Annotated in this window: 12 protein-coding genes and 2 pseudogenes; 12 read left to right on the forward strand and 2 right to left on the reverse strand. The window is 63.0% G+C overall.

Annotated features, from left to right (window positions below):
• The first annotated feature begins 28 nt into the window (after window positions 1-28).
• The 7 genes and pseudogenes from phhA (at window position 29) to hutW (ending at window position 7,022) form a co-directional block, all read left to right on the forward strand.
• The gene (gene phhA, locus ACNPAA_RS05130; RefSeq protein WP_323937687.1) at window positions 29-823 is read left to right on the forward strand and encodes a phenylalanine 4-monooxygenase; all 795 of its coding nucleotides are present in this window, start codon (window positions 29-31) and stop codon (window positions 821-823) included.
• A 41-nt stretch (window positions 824-864) separates the two neighbouring features.
• Window positions 865-1,203: a 4a-hydroxytetrahydrobiopterin dehydratase gene (locus ACNPAA_RS05135; RefSeq protein WP_010674539.1), complete on the forward strand. Its 339-nt coding sequence runs from the start codon at window positions 865-867 to the stop codon at window positions 1,201-1,203.
• Window positions 1,204-1,345: 142 nt separating this feature from the next.
• A complete protein-coding gene (gene tyrR / locus ACNPAA_RS05140; protein WP_010674540.1) occupies window positions 1,346-2,893 on the forward strand; it encodes a transcriptional regulator TyrR in 1,548 nt (515 codons plus the stop codon).
• Window positions 2,894-3,114: 221 nt separating this feature from the next.
• Window positions 3,115-3,632, forward strand: a pseudogene (locus ACNPAA_RS05145) (YfiR family protein).
• Window positions 3,629-4,869: pseudogene (locus ACNPAA_RS05150) on the forward strand (diguanylate cyclase domain-containing protein). The pseudogenes ACNPAA_RS05145 and ACNPAA_RS05150 overlap by 4 nt, the downstream one beginning before the upstream one ends.
• A gap of 33 nt (window positions 4,870-4,902) precedes the next feature.
• Window positions 4,903-5,391 (forward strand): OmpA family protein, encoded by a 489-nt coding sequence (locus tag ACNPAA_RS05155; RefSeq protein WP_279955937.1) that lies wholly within the window; start codon window positions 4,903-4,905, stop codon window positions 5,389-5,391.
• A gap of 275 nt (window positions 5,392-5,666) precedes the next feature.
• A complete protein-coding gene (gene hutW, locus ACNPAA_RS05160; RefSeq protein ID WP_104455843.1) occupies window positions 5,667-7,022 on the forward strand; it encodes a heme anaerobic degradation radical SAM methyltransferase ChuW/HutW in 1,356 nt (451 codons plus the stop codon).
• Window positions 7,023-7,078: 56 nt separating this feature from the next.
• Here hutW and xseA read toward each other — a convergent pair whose 3' ends face one another.
• The gene (gene xseA, locus ACNPAA_RS05165; protein ID WP_143238326.1) at window positions 7,079-8,443 is read right to left on the reverse strand and encodes an exodeoxyribonuclease VII large subunit; all 1,365 of its coding nucleotides are present in this window, start codon (window positions 8,441-8,443) and stop codon (window positions 7,079-7,081) included.
• 106 nt (window positions 8,444-8,549) lie between these two features.
• Complete coding sequence (locus ACNPAA_RS05170) at window positions 8,550-9,458, reverse strand: DMT family transporter (RefSeq protein WP_103243224.1); 909 nt, start codon at window positions 9,456-9,458, stop codon at window positions 8,550-8,552.
• 375 nt (window positions 9,459-9,833) lie between these two features.
• Between ACNPAA_RS05170 and ACNPAA_RS05175 the strand changes: the two genes are divergently transcribed.
• The 5 genes from ACNPAA_RS05175 (at window position 9,834) to ACNPAA_RS05195 (ending at window position 18,548) form a co-directional block, all read left to right on the forward strand.
• The gene (locus ACNPAA_RS05175; RefSeq protein ID WP_417891623.1) at window positions 9,834-13,040 is read left to right on the forward strand and encodes an alpha-amylase family glycosyl hydrolase; all 3,207 of its coding nucleotides are present in this window, start codon (window positions 9,834-9,836) and stop codon (window positions 13,038-13,040) included.
• Window positions 13,041-13,864: 824 nt separating this feature from the next.
• Window positions 13,865-14,500: a YitT family protein gene (locus tag ACNPAA_RS05180; RefSeq protein WP_010674548.1), complete on the forward strand. Its 636-nt coding sequence runs from the start codon at window positions 13,865-13,867 to the stop codon at window positions 14,498-14,500.
• Between the two features lie 263 nt (window positions 14,501-14,763).
• Window positions 14,764-16,227 carry an IMP dehydrogenase gene (guaB, locus tag ACNPAA_RS05185; protein ID WP_010674549.1) on the forward strand — a complete coding sequence of 488 codons (1,464 nt, stop codon included), beginning with the start codon at window positions 14,764-14,766 and terminating at the stop codon, window positions 16,225-16,227.
• 84 nt (window positions 16,228-16,311) lie between these two features.
• A complete protein-coding gene (gene guaA, locus ACNPAA_RS05190; RefSeq protein WP_010674550.1) occupies window positions 16,312-17,901 on the forward strand; it encodes a glutamine-hydrolyzing GMP synthase in 1,590 nt (529 codons plus the stop codon).
• A gap of 185 nt (window positions 17,902-18,086) precedes the next feature.
• Window positions 18,087-18,548 (forward strand): hypothetical protein, encoded by a 462-nt coding sequence (locus ACNPAA_RS05195; RefSeq protein WP_417891624.1) that lies wholly within the window; start codon window positions 18,087-18,089, stop codon window positions 18,546-18,548.
• The last annotated feature ends 104 nt before the right edge of the window (window positions 18,549-18,652 follow it).

Raw genomic sequence — 18,652 nt, forward strand, 5'->3', positions numbered from 1 at the left:
GGCTGGCACCCGAAGGATGGGATCACTCATGGCAAGTCTCTACACGGCCCGCCAACCGGATGGGCAGGGCAGGATCCACTACACGGACGAGGAGCACGGCACCTGGCGGATCCTGATTGCACGCCAGCTTGCGGCGCTCGATGGCAAGGCCTGCGACGAATACCAGGCCGGGTTGGCACGCCTCGACCTGCCTCTGGACCGCATCCCCCAGCTGGGCGAGATCAACGCTGCCCTGATGCCCGCCACCGGCTGGTCGGTGGCGGCGGTGCCAGCACTCATCTCCTTTGATCACTTCTTCGCGCTGCTCGCTGATCGCCGTTTTCCCGTCGCCACCTTCATTCGCCGCCGGGATGAGCTCGACTACCTGCAAGAGCCCGACATCTTCCACGAGATCTTCGGCCACTGCGCCATGCTGACCAACCCGGCCTTTGCCCACTTCACCCACCTGTATGGTCGGCTCGGACGCCATGCCAGCAAGGAGGAGCGGGTCTATCTGGCGCGGCTCTACTGGTTCACGGTGGAGTTCGGCCTCCTGCAGGGGGAGGAGGGGCTGCGCATCTACGGCGGCGGCATTCTCTCCTCCATCGGCGAGACCGCTTATGCCCTCTCGGGCAAGCCTAAGCTGCAACCCTTCGATCTGCTGGAGATCCTGCGTACCCCCTATCGCATCGACATCATGCAGCCGACCTATTTCGTGCTGCCTCGTCTCGATACCCTCTATGGTCTGGAGGGGCCGGGGATCATGGCGGCCGTGGCCGAGGCCCGTCGTCTTGGCCTGCGTCCACCCCGCTTTGCCCCCATTGCCGGCAAGCAGGCGAGCTGACCCGTATTCATTCCCACGATGTTTCATGAAAGGAGTCCCGAATGACTGAACTGGCGAGTCAACGATGCGAGGCGTGCCGCGCCGATGCCCCCAGGGTGAGCGATCAGGAGTTGGGGGAGCTGATGCACCTCATCCCCGACTGGCAGCCCCTGGTGGTCAACGGCGAGCTGCAACTGCGTCGTGAATTTGTATTTCGCAACTTCAAGGAGGGGCTGGCGTTCACCAACCGCCTCGGAGAACTGGCGGAGGCGGAGTTCCATCATCCGGCGATCTTGCTTGAATGGGGCAAGGTGACCGTGAGCTGGTGGACCCACAAGATAGGCGGCTTGCATCGCAACGACTTCATCATGGCAGCCCGCACCGACGGACTGATGAAGTAACCGCCGTCTGGCGCCAGCGCAGACAGGGCCTGCCCGGTGAAAGCGGGGCAGGCCCGCATTTTTGTGGGGGAGCGCTCGCACTGGCGGGATCGAGTCTGTATTATCCCGTTATTCAGAATGTTAGCTAGGAAGTGTGTGCCGAATGCGTCTTGAAGTCAGCTGTGAAGACCGTCTGGGCCTGACCCGGGAATTGCTCGACCGACTGGTGGAGCACAACATCGATCTGCGCGGCATCGAAATCGATACCTCAGGCATCATCTATCTCAATTTCCCCGAGCTGGAGTTCCGTGACTTTCAGCATCTGATGCCGGAAATTCGCCGCATTCCCGGCGTCTATGACGTCAAGACCATCCCCTACATGCCCTCCGAGCGGGAACACCACGAGATAGAGGCCCTGCTCAAGGCACTGCCGGACCTGGTCTTCTCCCTCGACAGCAAGGGGCGGGTGACCCAGGCCAACCAGGCCGCCCTCACCACCCTGGCGTTGCCACCGGACGAGGTGCGCGGCGTGGCGATCGCCTCCCTGGTCAAGGGCTTCTCGTTTGGCCGCTGGCTGGAGTCGGGGGAGATCAAGCCCCAGACCTGCAAGCTGAGCCTCGGTGGCGAAGAGTACCTGGGCGATCTGATGCCGCTGTTCGTGGCCGAAGAGAAGGGCAAGCAGGCTCTGGCCGGCGCCGTGGTGGTGCTCAAATCCGCCCGCCGGGTCGGCATGCACTTCAGTGCCCTGCACGCGGTAGAAGTGGGGGGCTTTGAGCACCTCCAGGCCGAGAGCCAGAAGATGAAAGAAGTGCTGGCCCAGGCTGCCAAGCTCGCGATGCAGGACGCTCCCTTGCTCATCGTGGGGGAGACCGGCACCGGCAAGGAGTTGCTGGCCCGGGCCTGCCACGGCGCCAGCCTGCGCTCCAGCCACCCCTTCATGGCGCTCAACTGTGCGGCCATGCCGGACAACGTGGCCGAGAGCGAGCTGTTCGGCTATGCCCCCGGCGCCTTTGGCAACAACACCGAGGGCAAGCGCGGGGTGCTGGAGCTGGCCAGCGGCGGCACCCTGATGCTGGACGAGATCGGCGACATGTCCCCCCATCTGCAGACCAAGTTCCTGCGGGTGCTGCAAGATGGCGTGTTTCGCCGGGTCGGTGACGAGCAGGAGGTGAGGGTCAACGTGCGCTTCATCTGTACCACCCAGAAGCAGTTGCTGGATCTGGTCCATGAAGGGAAGTTTCGCGAAGATCTCTACTACCGCCTCAATGTGCTTAGCCTCAATCTGCCGCCGCTGCGCGAGCGCAAGGCGGACATCATGGCCCTGGCCCAGCAGTTCGTGTCGCGCTTTGCCAGCGAACTGCAGCGCCCGCGTCCGCGCTTTACCCGCAACATGGCCGAGTACCTCACCGCCTACCGCTGGCCCGGCAACGTACGCCAGCTGCGAAACTGCCTCTATCGGGCCATGACCCTGCTGGAAGGGGACGAGATTGGACCCGAGCACGTGGACTTGCCGGTGGCGGCCGATGCCATGCCGCTCATCGACGAGTGGTTCGAGGGGGGGCTCGACGAGGCGGTGAAGCGTTTCGAGAGCCGCCTGCTGGAGCGGCTCTACCCGGCGTTCCCCTCCACCCGCCAACTGGCCAAGCGGCTCGGTGTCTCCCATACCGCCATCGCCAACAAGCTGCGCGAATATGGGATTGGCAAGAAGTAGTGTCGATGGACGGTGTCTGCCTGGGGCATTGAGCGCCTTGCAGGCACGGCTGCGACACCCGGTGACGCAACCGTGCCACTTGCCTCTGGGGGCTGGCCACCCGGCTGGTAAGCTCGGTGCGGTGCCATGCAGGCACACTCATCATGGCGTCGGGTGACCCCGGCGCCGACCTGGACACTCTCGCGGGCACCATGCAGATGTTTTGTTACCTCCGGTTACTGATGTGGCTGGCGCCACTGTGCTGCATGCTGATGCTGGCAAACCAGGCCATGGCGGCAACCTCCGCCGAGGCGCGCAGCGACATGGTCGCCAGACCGTGCTCGATATCCTCAGTTACACCCGCTGGCCCAGCGAGCCCGCCAGACTTCGGCTCTGCATCACGGCGCCGACGGAATATGCGTCATCCCTTCTGACCATCGAACGGCAGGCCAATGGCCGACCGGTGGAGGTCCATCGCTACGACATGGACGATGAGGCGCTGATCCAGCGCTGCGATGTCATCTATCTGGGGGTGCTGGCACCGGCGCAGCGCCTCTCCCTGTTCGAACGCCTGCGCGGTCACGCCATCCTCAGCATCAGTGAGCAGAGCCGCGAATGCATCGCCGATGCGGTCTTCTGTCTGCAGGCCGGGGAGGAGAGGGTGCGTTTTCGGGTCAATCTGGATGCGCTGGCCCGCAGCGGCGTACGAGTGCACCCGGCCGTGCTCAAGCTGGCGCGAGCCGATGAGGAGGTGCGATGACGGTCCATCACGCCACTCCCCGGCTTACCTTGCGACAGAGTCTGGGGCGCACCCACATGATGTCTCCCTGACTGCCGTCTGCATGGCAGGGCTGTTTCTGACCGTCACGGCGCTGCTGGCGCTGCGCCTTTATGCGGATCACAACCTCAAGCTGGTGGCGCGGGCCATCAGCTACACCACTGAGGCGGCCGTGGTCTTCCATGACAAGGAGGCGGCACTGGATGCCCTGGAGACCATCACCTCCCGGGAAGACATAGCCAGCGCCAGCATAGTGCTGCCGGACGGCCAGGTACTGGCGAGCTGGCGCCGGGACATCACCACCCCCTGGACCACCCTGGAGCAGCACCTGGCCCGCCTGATCCTGCCGGGGCCCGTGGCGCTCCCCATGGTGCGCGAGCACAAGGAGATAGCCAGGGTGCATCTGGTCGGTCACGGCCAGTACCTGCTGCGATTCCTGTTGCAGACCTTGCTGGCTACCCTGGTGTGCCTGCTCATCAGTATTCTCGGGGCACTCCATGTGGCGCGCCGGATGCAGCGCTCCATCACGGCCCCCCTCAAGGCCCTGACCGAGGTGGCTTACAACGTCAGCCGCCAGCGGGCCCTCAAGGAGCGGGTGCCGGCGGCCAATATCGCCGAGCTGCACGAGCTGGGTGAGGATTTCAATTCGCTGCTCGATGAGCTGGAAGCCTGGCAGGCTCACCAGAAGCGGGAGAACGCCAGCCTGCTGCATCAGGCAACCCATGATCCCCTGACCGGTCTGCCCAACCGCGCTCTGTTCGAGGCTCGCATGGAGCAGGCCATCCTGGCAGGCAACAAGGGGCATGAAGGTTTTGCCCTGCTCTATCTGGATTGCGATCGTTTCAAGCAGATCAATGACAACCTGGGCCACGGCATCGGCGACGAAGTGCTGATCGCCGTGGCGCGGCGGGTGCAGCATCAGCTCAGGCCCCTGGATCTGGTCTGCCGGCTGGGGGGAGATGAGTTCGTCATCCTCCTGACCCCGATCCATGGGGAGGACGAGGTGCGCGAGGTGATAGGGCGAGTGCAGCAGGCCATGAACACCCCCGTGGTATTGAGTGACGGTCGCCATCTCGGGGTGGGGATCAGCATCGGCTCTGCCCGCTATCCCGAGCAGGGGAAGACGGCGGATGCCCTGCTGCAATGGGCAGACGACGCCATGTATCAAGCCAAACGACAACGCAGGGAGGAGAGAGAAACACGAAAAACGAGCACGTGAAGTTGAACCGGAAATAGTGAAAGGATGATAAGAATGCGCATGTTAAACCCGATCAAAGCGGGCCTGGTGGCACTGTTGCTGAGTGTGCTGGCGGCGTGCCAGAGCCCTCCCCAGGGGCTCACGGCGGAGCAGATCGCCGCCTTGAAGGAGCAGGGATTTCACCTGACCGACGAGGGATGGACCCTGGATATCTCCAACAAGGTGCTGTTCGCCAACAATGTGGGGGCCCTCAACCCCGAGACCCGCCAGGTGGTGGAGAAACTCGGCAAGGCCCTGATTGAGGTAGGACTGAACCGGGCCCGGGTGGACGGTCATACCGACTCCAACGGTGATGAGGCCTACAACCAGCAACTCTCCCTCAAGCGGGCACGGTCGGTGGCCGATGTCCTGGTGTCGGTGGGTATGCCCCAGGGGAACCTGGATATCCGCGGCCGCGGAGAAGAGGCGCCCATCGCCGACAACGCGACCGCTGCTGGACGAGCGGTAAATCGCCGGGTTGCCATCATCATCGGCAATGGCTGACCCCGCCAGCCGGTATCGGCGCGGCGCTCCCGTCGGGAGCCTTGAATCAACCGCCTGATCCTGTGTGTGCCACCACTCTCCAGTGGGAGAGTGGCTCTCTTCCCTTGTTGTTTCACGCCTTCCTTGCCTGACGCGCTGCTGCTCTGATAGGGACAGAGTGACGGCTCAATCCTTCCCGACTTGATCCAGCACAAATATCTGCAACTGATATTCGTTATCATTTGCGTTATTTGCGCAGGGTAACCCCAGTGACGACTCTCCAGCTTTCTTCGACCATGACGGGGCTTTGTACCCCGGATCCCCTCAAATTCGCCTTCACCGCCAAGACGTCGGCCCATGCCAGCCGGGGAGGGGCCGCCCCCCTGATGCTGGACGATGCCGGCTGGCAAGCATGGTGGCAGCAGGAGAGCGAGGCCAAGGCCCGAGCGCTCTATATCCATATCCCGTTTTGCCGCAAGCGCTGCAGTTTTTGCAACTTCTTCGAAAACGGCGCCAATCCGGCGCGCATGAGTCGCTACATGGAGGCACTCTGCGGGTCGCTGCACCAGGCAGCCGAGACGCCGCTTGTCCAGAGCCGGCCTTTCTCGGCGGTCTATGTGGGGGGCGGCACGCCAACCGACATGGCGGCGGGCGATCTCGCCCGCCTGGCCAGCGCCATCCGCCGTTTTCCCCTGACCGTGGATGCGGAGCTGACCCTGGAGGGGCGGCTCAACGGCTTTGATGACGAGAAGTGGCAGACGGCCCTGGCGGGTGGCTTCAACCGCTTCTCGTTCGGCGTGCAGAGTTTTGATACCCGCGTGCGCCAGCAGGCGGCCCGCTTCGATGACAGGGAGACCTTGCTGTCCCGGCTGGCGGCGCTGACCCGCCACAACGAGGCGGTGATCGTGGCGGATCTCATCTTCGGTCTGCCGGGGCAGGATGAGGCCGTGTGGCGCCAGGATATCGCGGATGTGATGGCGAGCGGGGTGCACGGGGTGGATCTCTATCAACTCATCTCCATGGCGGGCACCAACCTGGCGCGCGCCGACGAGAAAGGCACCCTGGGCTGGGCCGCCGATGGCCAGCAGCGGGCAGTCATGTATGCCGACGGGGCACGGACGCTGGAGGCGGGGGGCTGGGAGCGGCTCTCCTGCAGCCACTGGCGGCGCATCGATGCCGAGCAGAGCCGCTACAACCAGATGGCCAAGTGGGGCGCCGAGATCCTGCCCTTCGGCGCAGGGGCGGGGGGCAACATTCACGGCCACGGCCTCATGTATGGCCGGGATCTGGCGCCCTGGCATGAGGCGCAGGCGGGGGGCGTGCGTGCTCCCGGCATGGTGATGAGGCCCAATCCCGATGCCCGTCTCGACGGGCTGCTGCGAGGGGGGCTCGATACCGGATGGCTGGCGTTGTCGCAATTGCCACAGGGGCTGGTCTCCCACCTGATGCCGCTCTTTGAGGCCTGGCAGCGACACGGGCTGGCACGGCTCTCGGCCGAGCGTCTCGCCCTCACCCTGGCGGGGCGTTTCTGGAACGTGAATTTGCAGGCCGGGTTGTTCGAGTATCTGAGGTGCAATCCACCGGGGGGGATCAAGGGGGGCGAGAAACCATCCGGCCACCCGGGCAAGATGGCCGGTCATGCCCTGGTATAACGGGCTATCGGAGCACAGAAAGGAGGCGGGGGCCTGGTGCAGGCCCCCGCTTTTTGTCAGCGGTTGTCGACCTCGTCCACCCGTACCCGCAGCGCTCCCTCTGCGAGGGTGGTGATCAGGGTCTGGCCTGCATTGACCTGGGATGCGCGGCGGATCACCTCCCCGGAGGGGGTGCGCACGATGGCGTAACCGCGCCCCAGGGTGGCCAGCGGGCTGATGCCGTCGAGGCGGGCTCCCAGCATGGCGAGGCGGTGGCGGGCGAGATCCTGGCGTTTTGCGATGAGGGCATGGAGGCGCTCCTCGGCAAGCTGGTGACGACGTTTGCCGATGGCCAGCCGCTTTTCGGGGCTTCTGGCCTGCAGGCGCATGGCGAGGCCCGCCAGGCGCCGCTCCCCCTGGTGCAGGCGATCACGCAGGTGCTGCTGCAAGCGGCGGTCGAGCTCGTCGAGGCGCTGGGACTGCTGCTCCAGCCGTCGCTTGGGATCCTGATGATCGAGCCGCTTCTGCAGCAGGACGAAGCCATGGCGGGCGGCGACCTGGTGACGGCTCATGGCCTGGGTGAGCCGCTGGCGCAGGTGCACGAGGCGCTGGGCGCGGGTGCTCCTGTCCGGCGCGACCAGCTCGGCGGCGGCAGAGGGGGTGGGGGCACGAAGGTCGGCGGCAAAGTCGCTGATGGTGACGTCCACCTCGTGTCCTACGGCGCTCACCACGGGGATGGCGGAGCCTGCGATGGCCCGTGCCACCGCCTCTTCGTTGAAGCACCAGAGATCTTCAAGGGAACCGCCGCCGCGTCCGACGATGAGCACATCCACCTCGGCGCGGCGGTTGGCAAGCATGATGGCCGAGACGATCTGGGCGGTGGCGGCGCTCCCCTGCACCTGGGTCGGGTAGATGAAGACGGGCAAGTCCGGGGCGCGGCGTTCAAGCACCGTCAGCATGTCGTGCAGGGCGGCGCCGGTGGCGGAGGTGACCAGCCCGACGGCGCGGGGTTCCCGGGGCAAGGGGCGCTTGCGCCCTTCGTCAAAGAGCCCTTCGGCCCCGAGGCGGCGCTTGAGCTCCTCGAAGCGCAGGGCCAGCATGCCATCCCCGGCGGGCTGCATGGACTCGATGATGAGCTGGTAGTCGCCCCGGGGTTCATAGAGGGAGACTCGCGCCTGCACCAGCACCTGCATGCCATCCTGGGGACGGAACGGCACCCGGCGGTTGTTGCCCTTGAACATGGCGCAGCGCACCTGGGCCGACATGTCCTTGAGGGAGAAGTACCAGTGGCCGGAACTTGGCATCGCCAGGTTGGAGAGCTCGCCGGTGAGCCACACCAGCCCCAGATCCTGCTCCAGGATCATGCGCACGGCGCTGTTGAGGCGGGTGACGGTGAAGATCTGCTGTTGTCTGCTCTGACTGGCGGGTTCGAGGTGATTCAAGGCTGGCCCTGCTGTGGTGTCCGCCGGGGCGGGAGAAACGATGGGGGTCATCTTACCCCAGTTGCGCCCATCTGCCGAGCCATGGGCCCGGCAGATGACGCGGAGCCTAGGCTTGTGCCTTGGCCGACTTGATGGCTTTGGCGGGGCTGGTCACCAGCCAGACCGCGAGGCAGACCACGGCGCCGCCGAACACGAAGCCGCCGGTGAGGGTTTCCCCCAGCACCAGATAGCCCCACAGGATGCCGAAGGGCGGAATGAGGAAGGTGACAGTGAGGCTTCGCAGGGGGCCGATGTCGGCGATCAGCCTGAAATAGAGCAGATAGGCGAAGGCGGTGCAGAGGAAGCCGACCGCCAGCACGCTGGCCCAGACCCCAGGCTGGGCCCAGTCGACGGCGGGGCCGGTCGCCAGGGTGTAGCCGAAGAAGGGAAGCAGGAAGAGGACGGCCCCTATCTGGCTGCCAAAGGCCACCAGTTTGGCGTCCAGGCCTCCCCGCTCGGTGACCCAGCGTCTCGTCAGGAAGCCGGCGCAGCCATAGCAGGCGGTGGCGATGAGGCAGGCCAGCACCCCGATGGCCAGTTGGCCGCTCAGGTCGACCTCCCCGGTGGTGGTGATGAGACCGATGCCCACCAGCCCCAGCATCACCCCGGCCCACTTGCGCAAGGTCAGCGCCTCGTGAAAGAAGGAGAAGCCGATGAGGGCGCCCATCAGGGGCGTGGTGGCGTTGAGGATGGCGGAATACCCTGCGGGCAGCCAGAGGGCCGCCACCGCATACATCAGGAAGGGGACGCCGGAGTTGATGATGCCAAGCACCATGATGGATTTGAGCTTGCCCTGAAACTGCATGGGGGTGCGCAGCAGCAGGAGCATGGCGGCGAGCCCGACGAGGGCGAAGAAGACCCGCAGGAAGGTGGTGTTGACCGAGCCGAACGCCGGCGCCGCGATGCGCATGAACAAGAAGCTGGCACCCCAGATGGCTGCCAGCGCGAGCAATCTCCCGTAATCCGATGGTCTCATCGTTTCTCCCTGAATGAACCGCCCTGTTGCCCGAGATGGCAAGGGGGATTGCATCATGGGGGCAAGTGTCCCCGATGGCAACGGCGCCGTGCAGGAGGCAGGGGCTGACCCTGTGCCCGAGGTGATCGCGGAGGGCGGCCATCTTGCTCTCCCCGATGGGGGTGCCCCTCACTTCTGCGCCAGGAAATGAAAGCGCTATCAATCACATCTGCATTATCCACGGGGCGATTTCGGTCACATTTCATACGCATTGGCCATGAATCGACCAGTGCACGCCCTAGACTGGCGTGACTCATTCGAAGGCGGGACATCGCGGATGAGGAATGCCGGGACACACCGGCGTTACACACAAACAATGAAAATAAAGGACTATCAATGGCTAGATGGATACTCGCGGCCGGATTGTTGGGAACCCTGATCACGGCGCCGAGCACGGCGGCGGAGTGGTTCTTCCGGGGCACCGCGAATGGATGGGCGGCGACCGCCATGACGTCGACGGACGGCGTCAATTTTGATACCTGTCAGCGCTTCGTGAGCGGGGATGCCAGCGGCGGCCCGCGCTTCAAGATAGACAGGTACGGCAACTGGCAGCAGAGCTACCCGGCGGCCGACTACGGGGTCAATGTCAACACGGCGTACCAGATCCGCATCAACGCCAGCACCCAGGCGGTGAGCGCGACGGCGGTGGCCAGTTGCGAGGCCTCGGGGTTTGCCAGCACCTTGCCGCAGCTCAACGTGCGCGGCACCTTCAACGGCTGGGCCAGCCTCCCCATGACCCTGGTAGGGGATCACCTGTGGCAGGTGGAAGCCTACCTGGATGGCAAGGCGAGCCAGCGCCTCAAGTTTGATCAGGCTGGGGACTGGGCCGTCAACTTTGGCGACAGCAACGGCGACGGCGTGCTGGAGAAAAGTGGCGGCGACATCTTCTGGAGCGCCGTGGGCACGGTGCGCATCCAGGTCAACGATCAGACCCTGGCCTACAGCATCACCCCCCTTGGGGATGACAACCAGCCGCCGCTCGCGGTCATCACCCCGGGGGGGACGGTGAACGTGACCCAGGGGGCGTCGCTCACCTTGAGCGGCAGCGACTCCACGGATCCCGACGGCCAGATCGCGAGCTATCTGTGGAGCAGCGGCGAGACCACGGAGAGCATCGTCGTCAACACCACCCAGACCGGCACCTTCACCTATGGCCTCACGGTCACCGACGATCAGGGCGCCAAGGGCAGCAGCAGCGTGAGCGTGGTGGTCGGGGCAGGACAGAGCAGCGACAGCTGGTACTTCCGGGGCACGGCCAACAACTGGGGGCTCACCCCCATGACCAGCGAGGATGGCACCACCTTCTGCACCGAGCAGGCCTTTGGCAGCAACAACCCCCGCTTCAAGATTGACCACAAGGGGGACTGGACCGAGGCGTATCCGGCCCAGGATTACCTGGTCAGCGCCAACACCAGTTATCGCATCTGCTTTGACAGCCTGCGCAAGGCCATCGAGGTGGAGAAGCTGGCCGGGGCCGATCTGCAGGCCCCCACGGTGACGGCCACCCCGTCCCCGGGGAGTTATGTGGACAGCCAGTCCATCACCCTGGGGGTGAGCGACGATCAGGACAGCGCCCCCGCCGTGCATTTCACGACGGACGGCAGCCAGCCCACCACGGCATCGGCCCGCTATGCAGGCCAGCCCCTGGTGGCGAGTGACAAGGGGAGCGGCACCGATCTGGTGATCCGCACCCTTTCCATCGACGCCAGCGGTAATCAGCGCGAGCAGCGCTTCGAGTACCGTATCGGCGAGCAGGGGGTGGCGAGCGGCGATTTTCGCGCCGAGAGCATCTACTTCCTGCTGACTGCCCGCTTCTATGATGGCGATGCCAGCAACAACTACTACAACCGGGATCGCTACAAGGCGGGGGATCCCCAGTGGCGCGGCGACTTCAAGGGGTTGATCGCCAAGCTCGACTACATCAAGGATCTCGGCTTCACCGCCATCTGGGTGACGCCGCCGGTGGAGAACCGCTCCGGCCTCGACTACCACGGCTACCATGCCTACGACTTCTACCGGGTCGATCCCCGTCTGGAGTCGCCGGGGGCGGGTTACCGGGAGTTCATCCAGGCGGCCCACGCCAAGGGGCTCAAGGTGATCCAGGATGTGGTGCTCAACCACTCGAGCCAGTACGGCCTTCGCGGCAAGACCTGGATCGATCGCCTGCCCGTCAAATACTACGTACCGGCGGGGTCGAGCCAGGGACTCATCAACAATGGTCCCTATCAGGGCAATCTTGGGGACTACGCCAGTGCCAACCGCTGTGACGACGACAACCCGGCGGCTCCCGACTGGTACAAGGCCCGCTGCCAGTCCGATCCGGCGGGCACCCAGCCCCTGGTAGATCCCAAGACCGGCGCCACCGTGCCGAGCGCAGGCTACAACCCCAACCGCTTCTTCGGCATCGACGCCCAGACCCTGGATCCCGCCTGGTATCACCTGGACGGTTTCATGTCCGGTGGTGACTGGGAGAGCCCGCTCGCCCTGCAGCGCAAGCACATGGCGGGGGACTGCATCGACTTGGCCACCGGTAACCAGAACGTCAAGGACTACCTCAACGGCGCCATTCGTCAGTACCTCGACATGGGGGTGGATGCGATTCGCATCGATACCTTGAAACACATCGAGCGGGACGAACTGCTGACCTATGTCCATGACTGGCAGGCCCACAAGCCGGGGCTGTTCGTCTTTGGCGAAAACCTGGTCAAGGGCACCGGCTGGGGCTCTGAGCTGGCCAACGACAATGCCTCGGCGGTGATCCGCCCCTGGTGGTATACCCGCACCACGCCGAACCCGGCCAATCCCCGTGCAGGGGGCGATTCCGGCCTCTCTGTGCTGGACTTCTCCCTCTTCTCCACCTTCCGTGACAACGTCACCCGGGGGAACTTTGGCGGGGTAGGGGGGATTTTCGCCATGGACTGGGTCTATGGGGATGCCACCAAGCTCATCACCTTCTTCCAGAACCATGACGTGGGGCCGGACAACGACTTCAAGTACCGCTACGGCGGGGAAGAGGGGAATGCGGCCATGACCTACAACCTGCTCTGGACGGCGCGGGGGATCCCGACCCTCTACTACGGGGAGGAGGTGATGTTCCAGGCGGGCAAGCCCCAGGATATCGATGGGGCCACCATGACGGTGGATCAGACCGGTCGTGCCTACTACGGGGAGGTGCTGGACAACCCCGCCACCCCGAGCCACCCGCTTTATCAGCACATCAAGCGCTTGAACCAGATCCGCAAGGCGGTGCCCGCCCTGCAAAAAGCGCCCATGAGCCAGGTGAACGAGTGGGGGAGCGGCATCAGCTTCGTGCGTGATCTGAGTGCCGAAGGGAGCTACGCCGCCGTGGGCCTTGCGGCCAACTCGGCCCAGCAGATAAACCTGAGTGGCCTGAAGAACGGCACCTACACGGACGCGGTAACCGGTGCGAGCCAGAGCGTCAGCAACGGCAGCCTGAGCTTTGCGGTGCCCGCCTATTCGGCGCGGGTCTGGGTACTGAACGGCCCGGGCAAGGTCGGTGCTGACGGCAAATACCTCAAGTAAGGAAGCCCTGTCACAGGGTGCAGCGAGTCGGCCTTCGGGCCGACTTTTTTATTCTGCCTTCTGCCTATGCCTGAATGGATGCCCCATCCTGATGGGGCTCTGGCTCTGGCTCTGGCTCTGGCTGCGGGGGCTGGTGGATGGGCAGACCTGTGGACTCGCGACCAGCACGCTCATGGGCAGGGGGCTAGAGGGAAGGGAAGTGGTGCATCCGCCGCCCGAGTCACTTCATGCTCTGCATATTGGAGTGCTCATTGCTGTGCTCATGGCAGTGAGCAAAGCGGTGCCCATGTCGTCTTTGCGCTGCGGTGCAAGGCAAACTGTGCCACTCGGCTGCTCTATATTGGTGCAATTGCTCTTTATTGGTGCGCGACATCCACATCCGCCCCTGGAACCCGCCCCGAAGAAACACGCCGTATGGCCCCCGGGCTTCCCCCATGACAAGCATCATCCATGCTGAAAAGCGGCATCCTATCGACATGATCTGCCGAAAAACCGGGCTGTGAAGGGGATAGCACGAGGCCTTTTTCGGTGACGCGGGTAAACATGCTGCGCCACTGTGATGGCCGATCACTAAAGTGGTGCATTTGACCTACATATTGCGAATTTTTCGGAATTTAAATCTGATTATTTATGTTATAGCGGACTCTTGTTTTGATTGGCGCTCTTTTTGCTGTGCCTTGTCATCCCCACGATGGCGACATCAGGGGGCGGGGGACGCAAGATTGGGGGGGGACGGCAAGGTGAACGGGCCGCCGCCATCAGCCCCAACTCGGCCTGGTTGTCGGGCAACGGATGCCACCATCAAATCGGATCTAAGGAGTCATATGGAAGGTGAAATGACCATGCAGCCAGCGGCTGCGGGCAGGGGGCTGGCCCATACCCTCAAGGACGATGTCTACGGCATGGTGCTCGGGGTCATGTTTATCGCCGTGGGGCTCAATCTGCTCAAGTGTTCCGGCATGATCACCGGTGGCATCGCGGGCATCGCCCTGCTGATCGCCCATGTCAGCACCCTGCCCATCGGCGTGCTCTTCTTCCTGGTGAACCTGCCCTTCATGGTGTTCTGCTACGTCACCATGGGGCGCGCCTTCACCCTCAAGACGCTGATCGTCAACGTCGCCCTCTCGGCGGCCACCCAGGCGGTGCCGCTGCTGCTGACGGTGAGCTATGTCCATCCCCTGTTTGCCGCCCTGGTGGGGGGAACCTTCCTCGGCATGGGGGTCTTGTCTCTGGCGCGTCACAATGCCTCCGTGGGGGGCACCGGCGTGGTGACGCTCTGGCTGCAACGGCGCACCGGCATCAATGCGGGAAAGAGCCAGATGGTGCTGGATGTGCTGGTGTTTGCGCTCTCTCTGCTCACCCTGCCGCTTCCCCTGCTGCTCTGGTCAACCCTGAGTGCGCTGGCCATGAACGCCATGCTGATGAACTGGCACAAGCCGGGCCGCTATCAGGGGAACTGACAGCCGGTCTGGCTGACGGCTGAGAGGGAAAAAGGCCGTTCCGGGAGACTGGCGGCAGAAAGGGGCTCAACGGCAAAAAAGATCATCTTGTCGGGAAAAACGGCATGGTTACGGCTGAATTTATTGGTTTTTTGCCCTGTTGGTGGCGTTAAATCGGGCTACGCCATAAAAAATTCAAAAAACTTCTTTACCACTGCCCAATGCATGAGTAAAATTTGTCGGCAATATTTTACACCCCCACTCCTCAACGGTGAGATATTGCCATGCTCAGGATTGCCAAAGAAGCGCTGACCTTCGACGATGTACTGTTGGTTCCAGCCCACTCCACTGTTCTCCCCAATACCGCCGACCTGCGTACCAAGCTCACGTCTGCGATCACGCTGAATATCCCGATGATCTCCGCTGCCATGGACACAGTGACCGAAGCCCGTCTGGCTATCGCACTGGCCCAGGAAGGCGGCATCGGCTTCATTCACAAGAACATGTCCATCGAGCAGCAGGCTGCCGAAGTGCGCAAGGTCAAGAAGTACGAGAGCGGCGTGGTCAGCGATCCCGTTACCGTGCGCCCTGACATGACCATCGCCCAGATCAAGGAGCTGAGCCACAAGAACGGTTTCGCCGGTTACCCCGTGGTGACTGACGGCAACCAGCTGGTGGGCATCATCACCGGCCGTGACGTGCGCTTCGTCATCGATCTCTCCCAGACCGTCGAACAGATCATGACCCAGAAAGATCGTCTGGTGACCGTGCGTGAAGGGGCCCCTCGTGAAGAGGTGGTGGCCCTGATGCAAAAGCACCGCATCGAGAAGGTGCTGGTGGTCAACGGCGACTTCAAGCTCAAGGGCATGATCACAGTGAAGGACTTCCAGAAAGCCGAGCGCAAGCCCAACGCCTGTAAAGACGAGCGTGGCCGTCTGCGGGTCGGTGCCGCCGTCGGTGCCGGTGCCGGCAACGAAGAGCGCGTCGCCGCCCTGGTGGAAGCCGGTGTGGACGTGCTGCTGATTGACTCCTCCCACGGCCACTCCCAGGGCGTGCTGGATCGCATCAAGGCGACCCGTGAAGCCTATCCTGACCTGCAAATCATCGGCGGCAACGTCGCCACCGCCGCTGGCGCCAAGGCGCTGGTGGAAGCGGGTGTCAACGCCGTCAAGGTCGGTATCGGCCCGGGCTCCATCTGTACTACCCGTATCGTGACCGGCGTGGGCGTGCCCCAGATCACCGCCATCTCCGACGCTGTGGACGCCCTGGAAGGCACCGGCGTGCCGGTGATTGCCGATGGCGGCATCCGCTTCTCCGGCGATGTGGCCAAGGCCATCGCCGCGGGCGCAAGCTGCGTCATGGTGGGCTCCATGTTTGCCGGTACCGAAGAGGCGCCGGGCGAGATCGAGCTCTATCAGGGCCGCTCCTTCAAGTCCTACCGCGGCATGGGCTCTCTGGGTGCCATGTCCAAGGGCTCCAGCGACCGTTACTTCCAGACCGACAACGCCGCCGACAAGCTGGTGCCGGAAGGGATCGAAGGGCGCGTGCCGTACAAGGGCCGCCTCAAAGAGATCATCCACCAGCAGATGGGCGGCCTGCGCTCCTCCATGGGTCTGACTGGCAGCGCGACCATCGACGACATGCGCACCAAGGCCGAGTTTGTGCGCATCTCGGGCGCCGGGATGAAAGAGTCCCACGTTCACGACGTGACCATTACCAAAGAAGCCCCCAACTACCGGATGGGCTGATGAAACGGGGCTCTGCGCCCCGTTTTTCCACCCTTTTTTTATCCCGTGCTTTTTGTGACAACATCAGCCTGATGCAGGAATAAAATGACTAAAGACATTCACGCCCACCGTATCCTTATCCTGGATTTCGGTTCCCAGTACACCCAGCTCATCGCCCGTCGCGTCCGTGAAATCGGCGTCTACTGCGAGCTGTGGGCCTGGGATGTAACCGAAGAGCAGATCCGCGAGTTCAACCCGAGCGGCATCATCCTCTCCGGCGGCCCGGAATCCGTGACCGAGGCGGGCAGCCCGCGCGCCCCCGAGTACGTGTTCAACGCCGGTGTGCCGGTGTTCGGTATCTGCTACGGCATGCAGACCATGTCCGAGCAGCTCGGCGGCAAGGTGCAGTCCTCCAACCTGCGTGAATTCGGCTACGCCCAGGTCGAAGTGCTGGGCCAGTCCGGCAAGACCAGCGCTCTCTTGCGCAACATCGAAGACGCCATTGCCGACAACGGCAATGCCCTGCTGGATGTCTGGATGAGCCACGGCGACAAGGTCACCGAGATCCCCGCCGGTTTCACCACCATCGCCCAGACCGCGACCTGCCCCCATGCCGCCATGGCCGACGAAGCCAAGCGCTTCTACGGCGTGCAGTTCCACCCGGAAGTGACCCACACCCGCCAGGGTGCCCGTATGCTGGAACACTTCGTCAAGGACATCTGCGGCTGCGAATGCCTCTGGACCCCGGCCACCATCATCGACGACGCCGTTGCCCGCATCCGCGAGCAGGTGGGTGACGACGAGGTGATCCTGGGCCTCTCCGGCGGCGTGGACTCCTCCGTGGTCGCCATGCTGGTGCACCGCGCCATCGGCGATCGCCTGACCTGTGTCTTCGTCGACAACGGCCTGCTGCGCCTGAACGAAGGCCAGCAGGTGATGGACATGTTCGGCGATCACTTCGGCCTGAACATCATCAAGGTCGACGCCGAAGAGCGCTTCCTCTCCGCTCTCGCGGGTATCGACGAGCCGGAAGCCAAGCGCAAGACCATCGGCCGCGTCTTCGTCGAAGTGTTCGACGACGAGTCCAAGAAGCTCAAGAACGCCAAGTGGCTGGCCCAGGGCACCATCTACCCGGACGTCATCGAATCCGCTGCCAGCAAGACCGGCAAGGCCCACGTCATCAAGTCCCACCACAACGTCGGCGGCCTGCCGGAAGAGATGAAGATGGGGCTGGTGGAGCCGCTGCGCGAGCTGTTCAAAGACGAAGTGCGCCGCGTCGGCCTCGAACTCGGCCTGCCCTACGACATGCTCTACCGTCACCCCTTCCCGGGCCCGGGTCTGGGCGTGCGCGTGCTTGGTGAAGTGAAGAAAGAGTACTGCGACCTGCTGCGCAAGGCTGACGCCATCTTCATCGAAGAGCTGCGCAAGGCCGACCTCTACAACCAGGTCAGCCAGGCGTTTGCCGTCTTCCTGCCGGTGCGCTCCGTCGGCGTCATGGGCGATGGCCGCAAGTACGACTGGGTCATTGCCCTGCGCGCCGTCGAGACCATCGACTTCATGACCGCCCACTGGGCTCACCTGCCGTACGACTTCCTCGGCCACGTGTCGAATCGCATCATCAACGAGATCAACGGTATCTCCCGCGTGGTGTACGACGTCTCCGGCAAGCCGCCTGCAACCATCGAATGGGAATAAGCGGCTAACGCCCTTTCATCCTTCAAACATAAAAATGTAAAAAAGACGCCCTTGCGGCGTCTTTTCTTTTTCCAATCGTTTGCGGAGCAAAATTCGCTCTCAAGCGGCGATGGTTCTTTTCATTAAATGGATTACTGACTTACCTCCGAATATGATATGAGCGTTCAATTTGGGGGGAAGGTGTCGTGGCCATTTTTGATATTGAGAAAGATGAATTACTCCGCTTTTCCGATACTCAGCTCGAAGAGTTGATCGCGCGCCTTGCCGAGGCTGAGATTGCTGCTCATGGTTATAGTCCTGCCTATGTACACTGGTCAGGCTCTATCAATGCTCCTGATGGTGGTATCGATGTTCATGTTCAAGTGCCTGTTGAAAAAATAAACACGGGCTTTATTGAACGACCTGATACGATCTTTCAAGCCAAAAAGCATCCAATGCCGAGGGCTGCGATAACCTCAGAAATGACCAATGATGGGATATTATCACCGACGATCTCTGAACAAGCGGCAAAGGGAGGGAGTTATATCATCGTTAGCTTGGGTGATGATTGCTCTCCTCCTATGAAAGAGGACCGTCTCGAAGCAATGCAGTATGCGGTAGCGGATTATCCTCATGGGGCCAGTATTCACTCATGTACAGAACCTTAAGCGGCAAGCGAATTAATAATACCGTCTAACGTGTTGTTTTGCTTGGATTTTCTCTGCCTACTCTTTTTGCCGTTTTTGGATAAATACACCATTGCCCACTCCAA

Origin of the sequence: Aeromonas sp. PS2Canimalfood6 (genome assembly GCF_048276795.1) — a bacterium.
GTDB classification, from domain to species: domain Bacteria; phylum Pseudomonadota; class Gammaproteobacteria; order Enterobacterales; family Aeromonadaceae; genus Aeromonas; species Aeromonas caviae.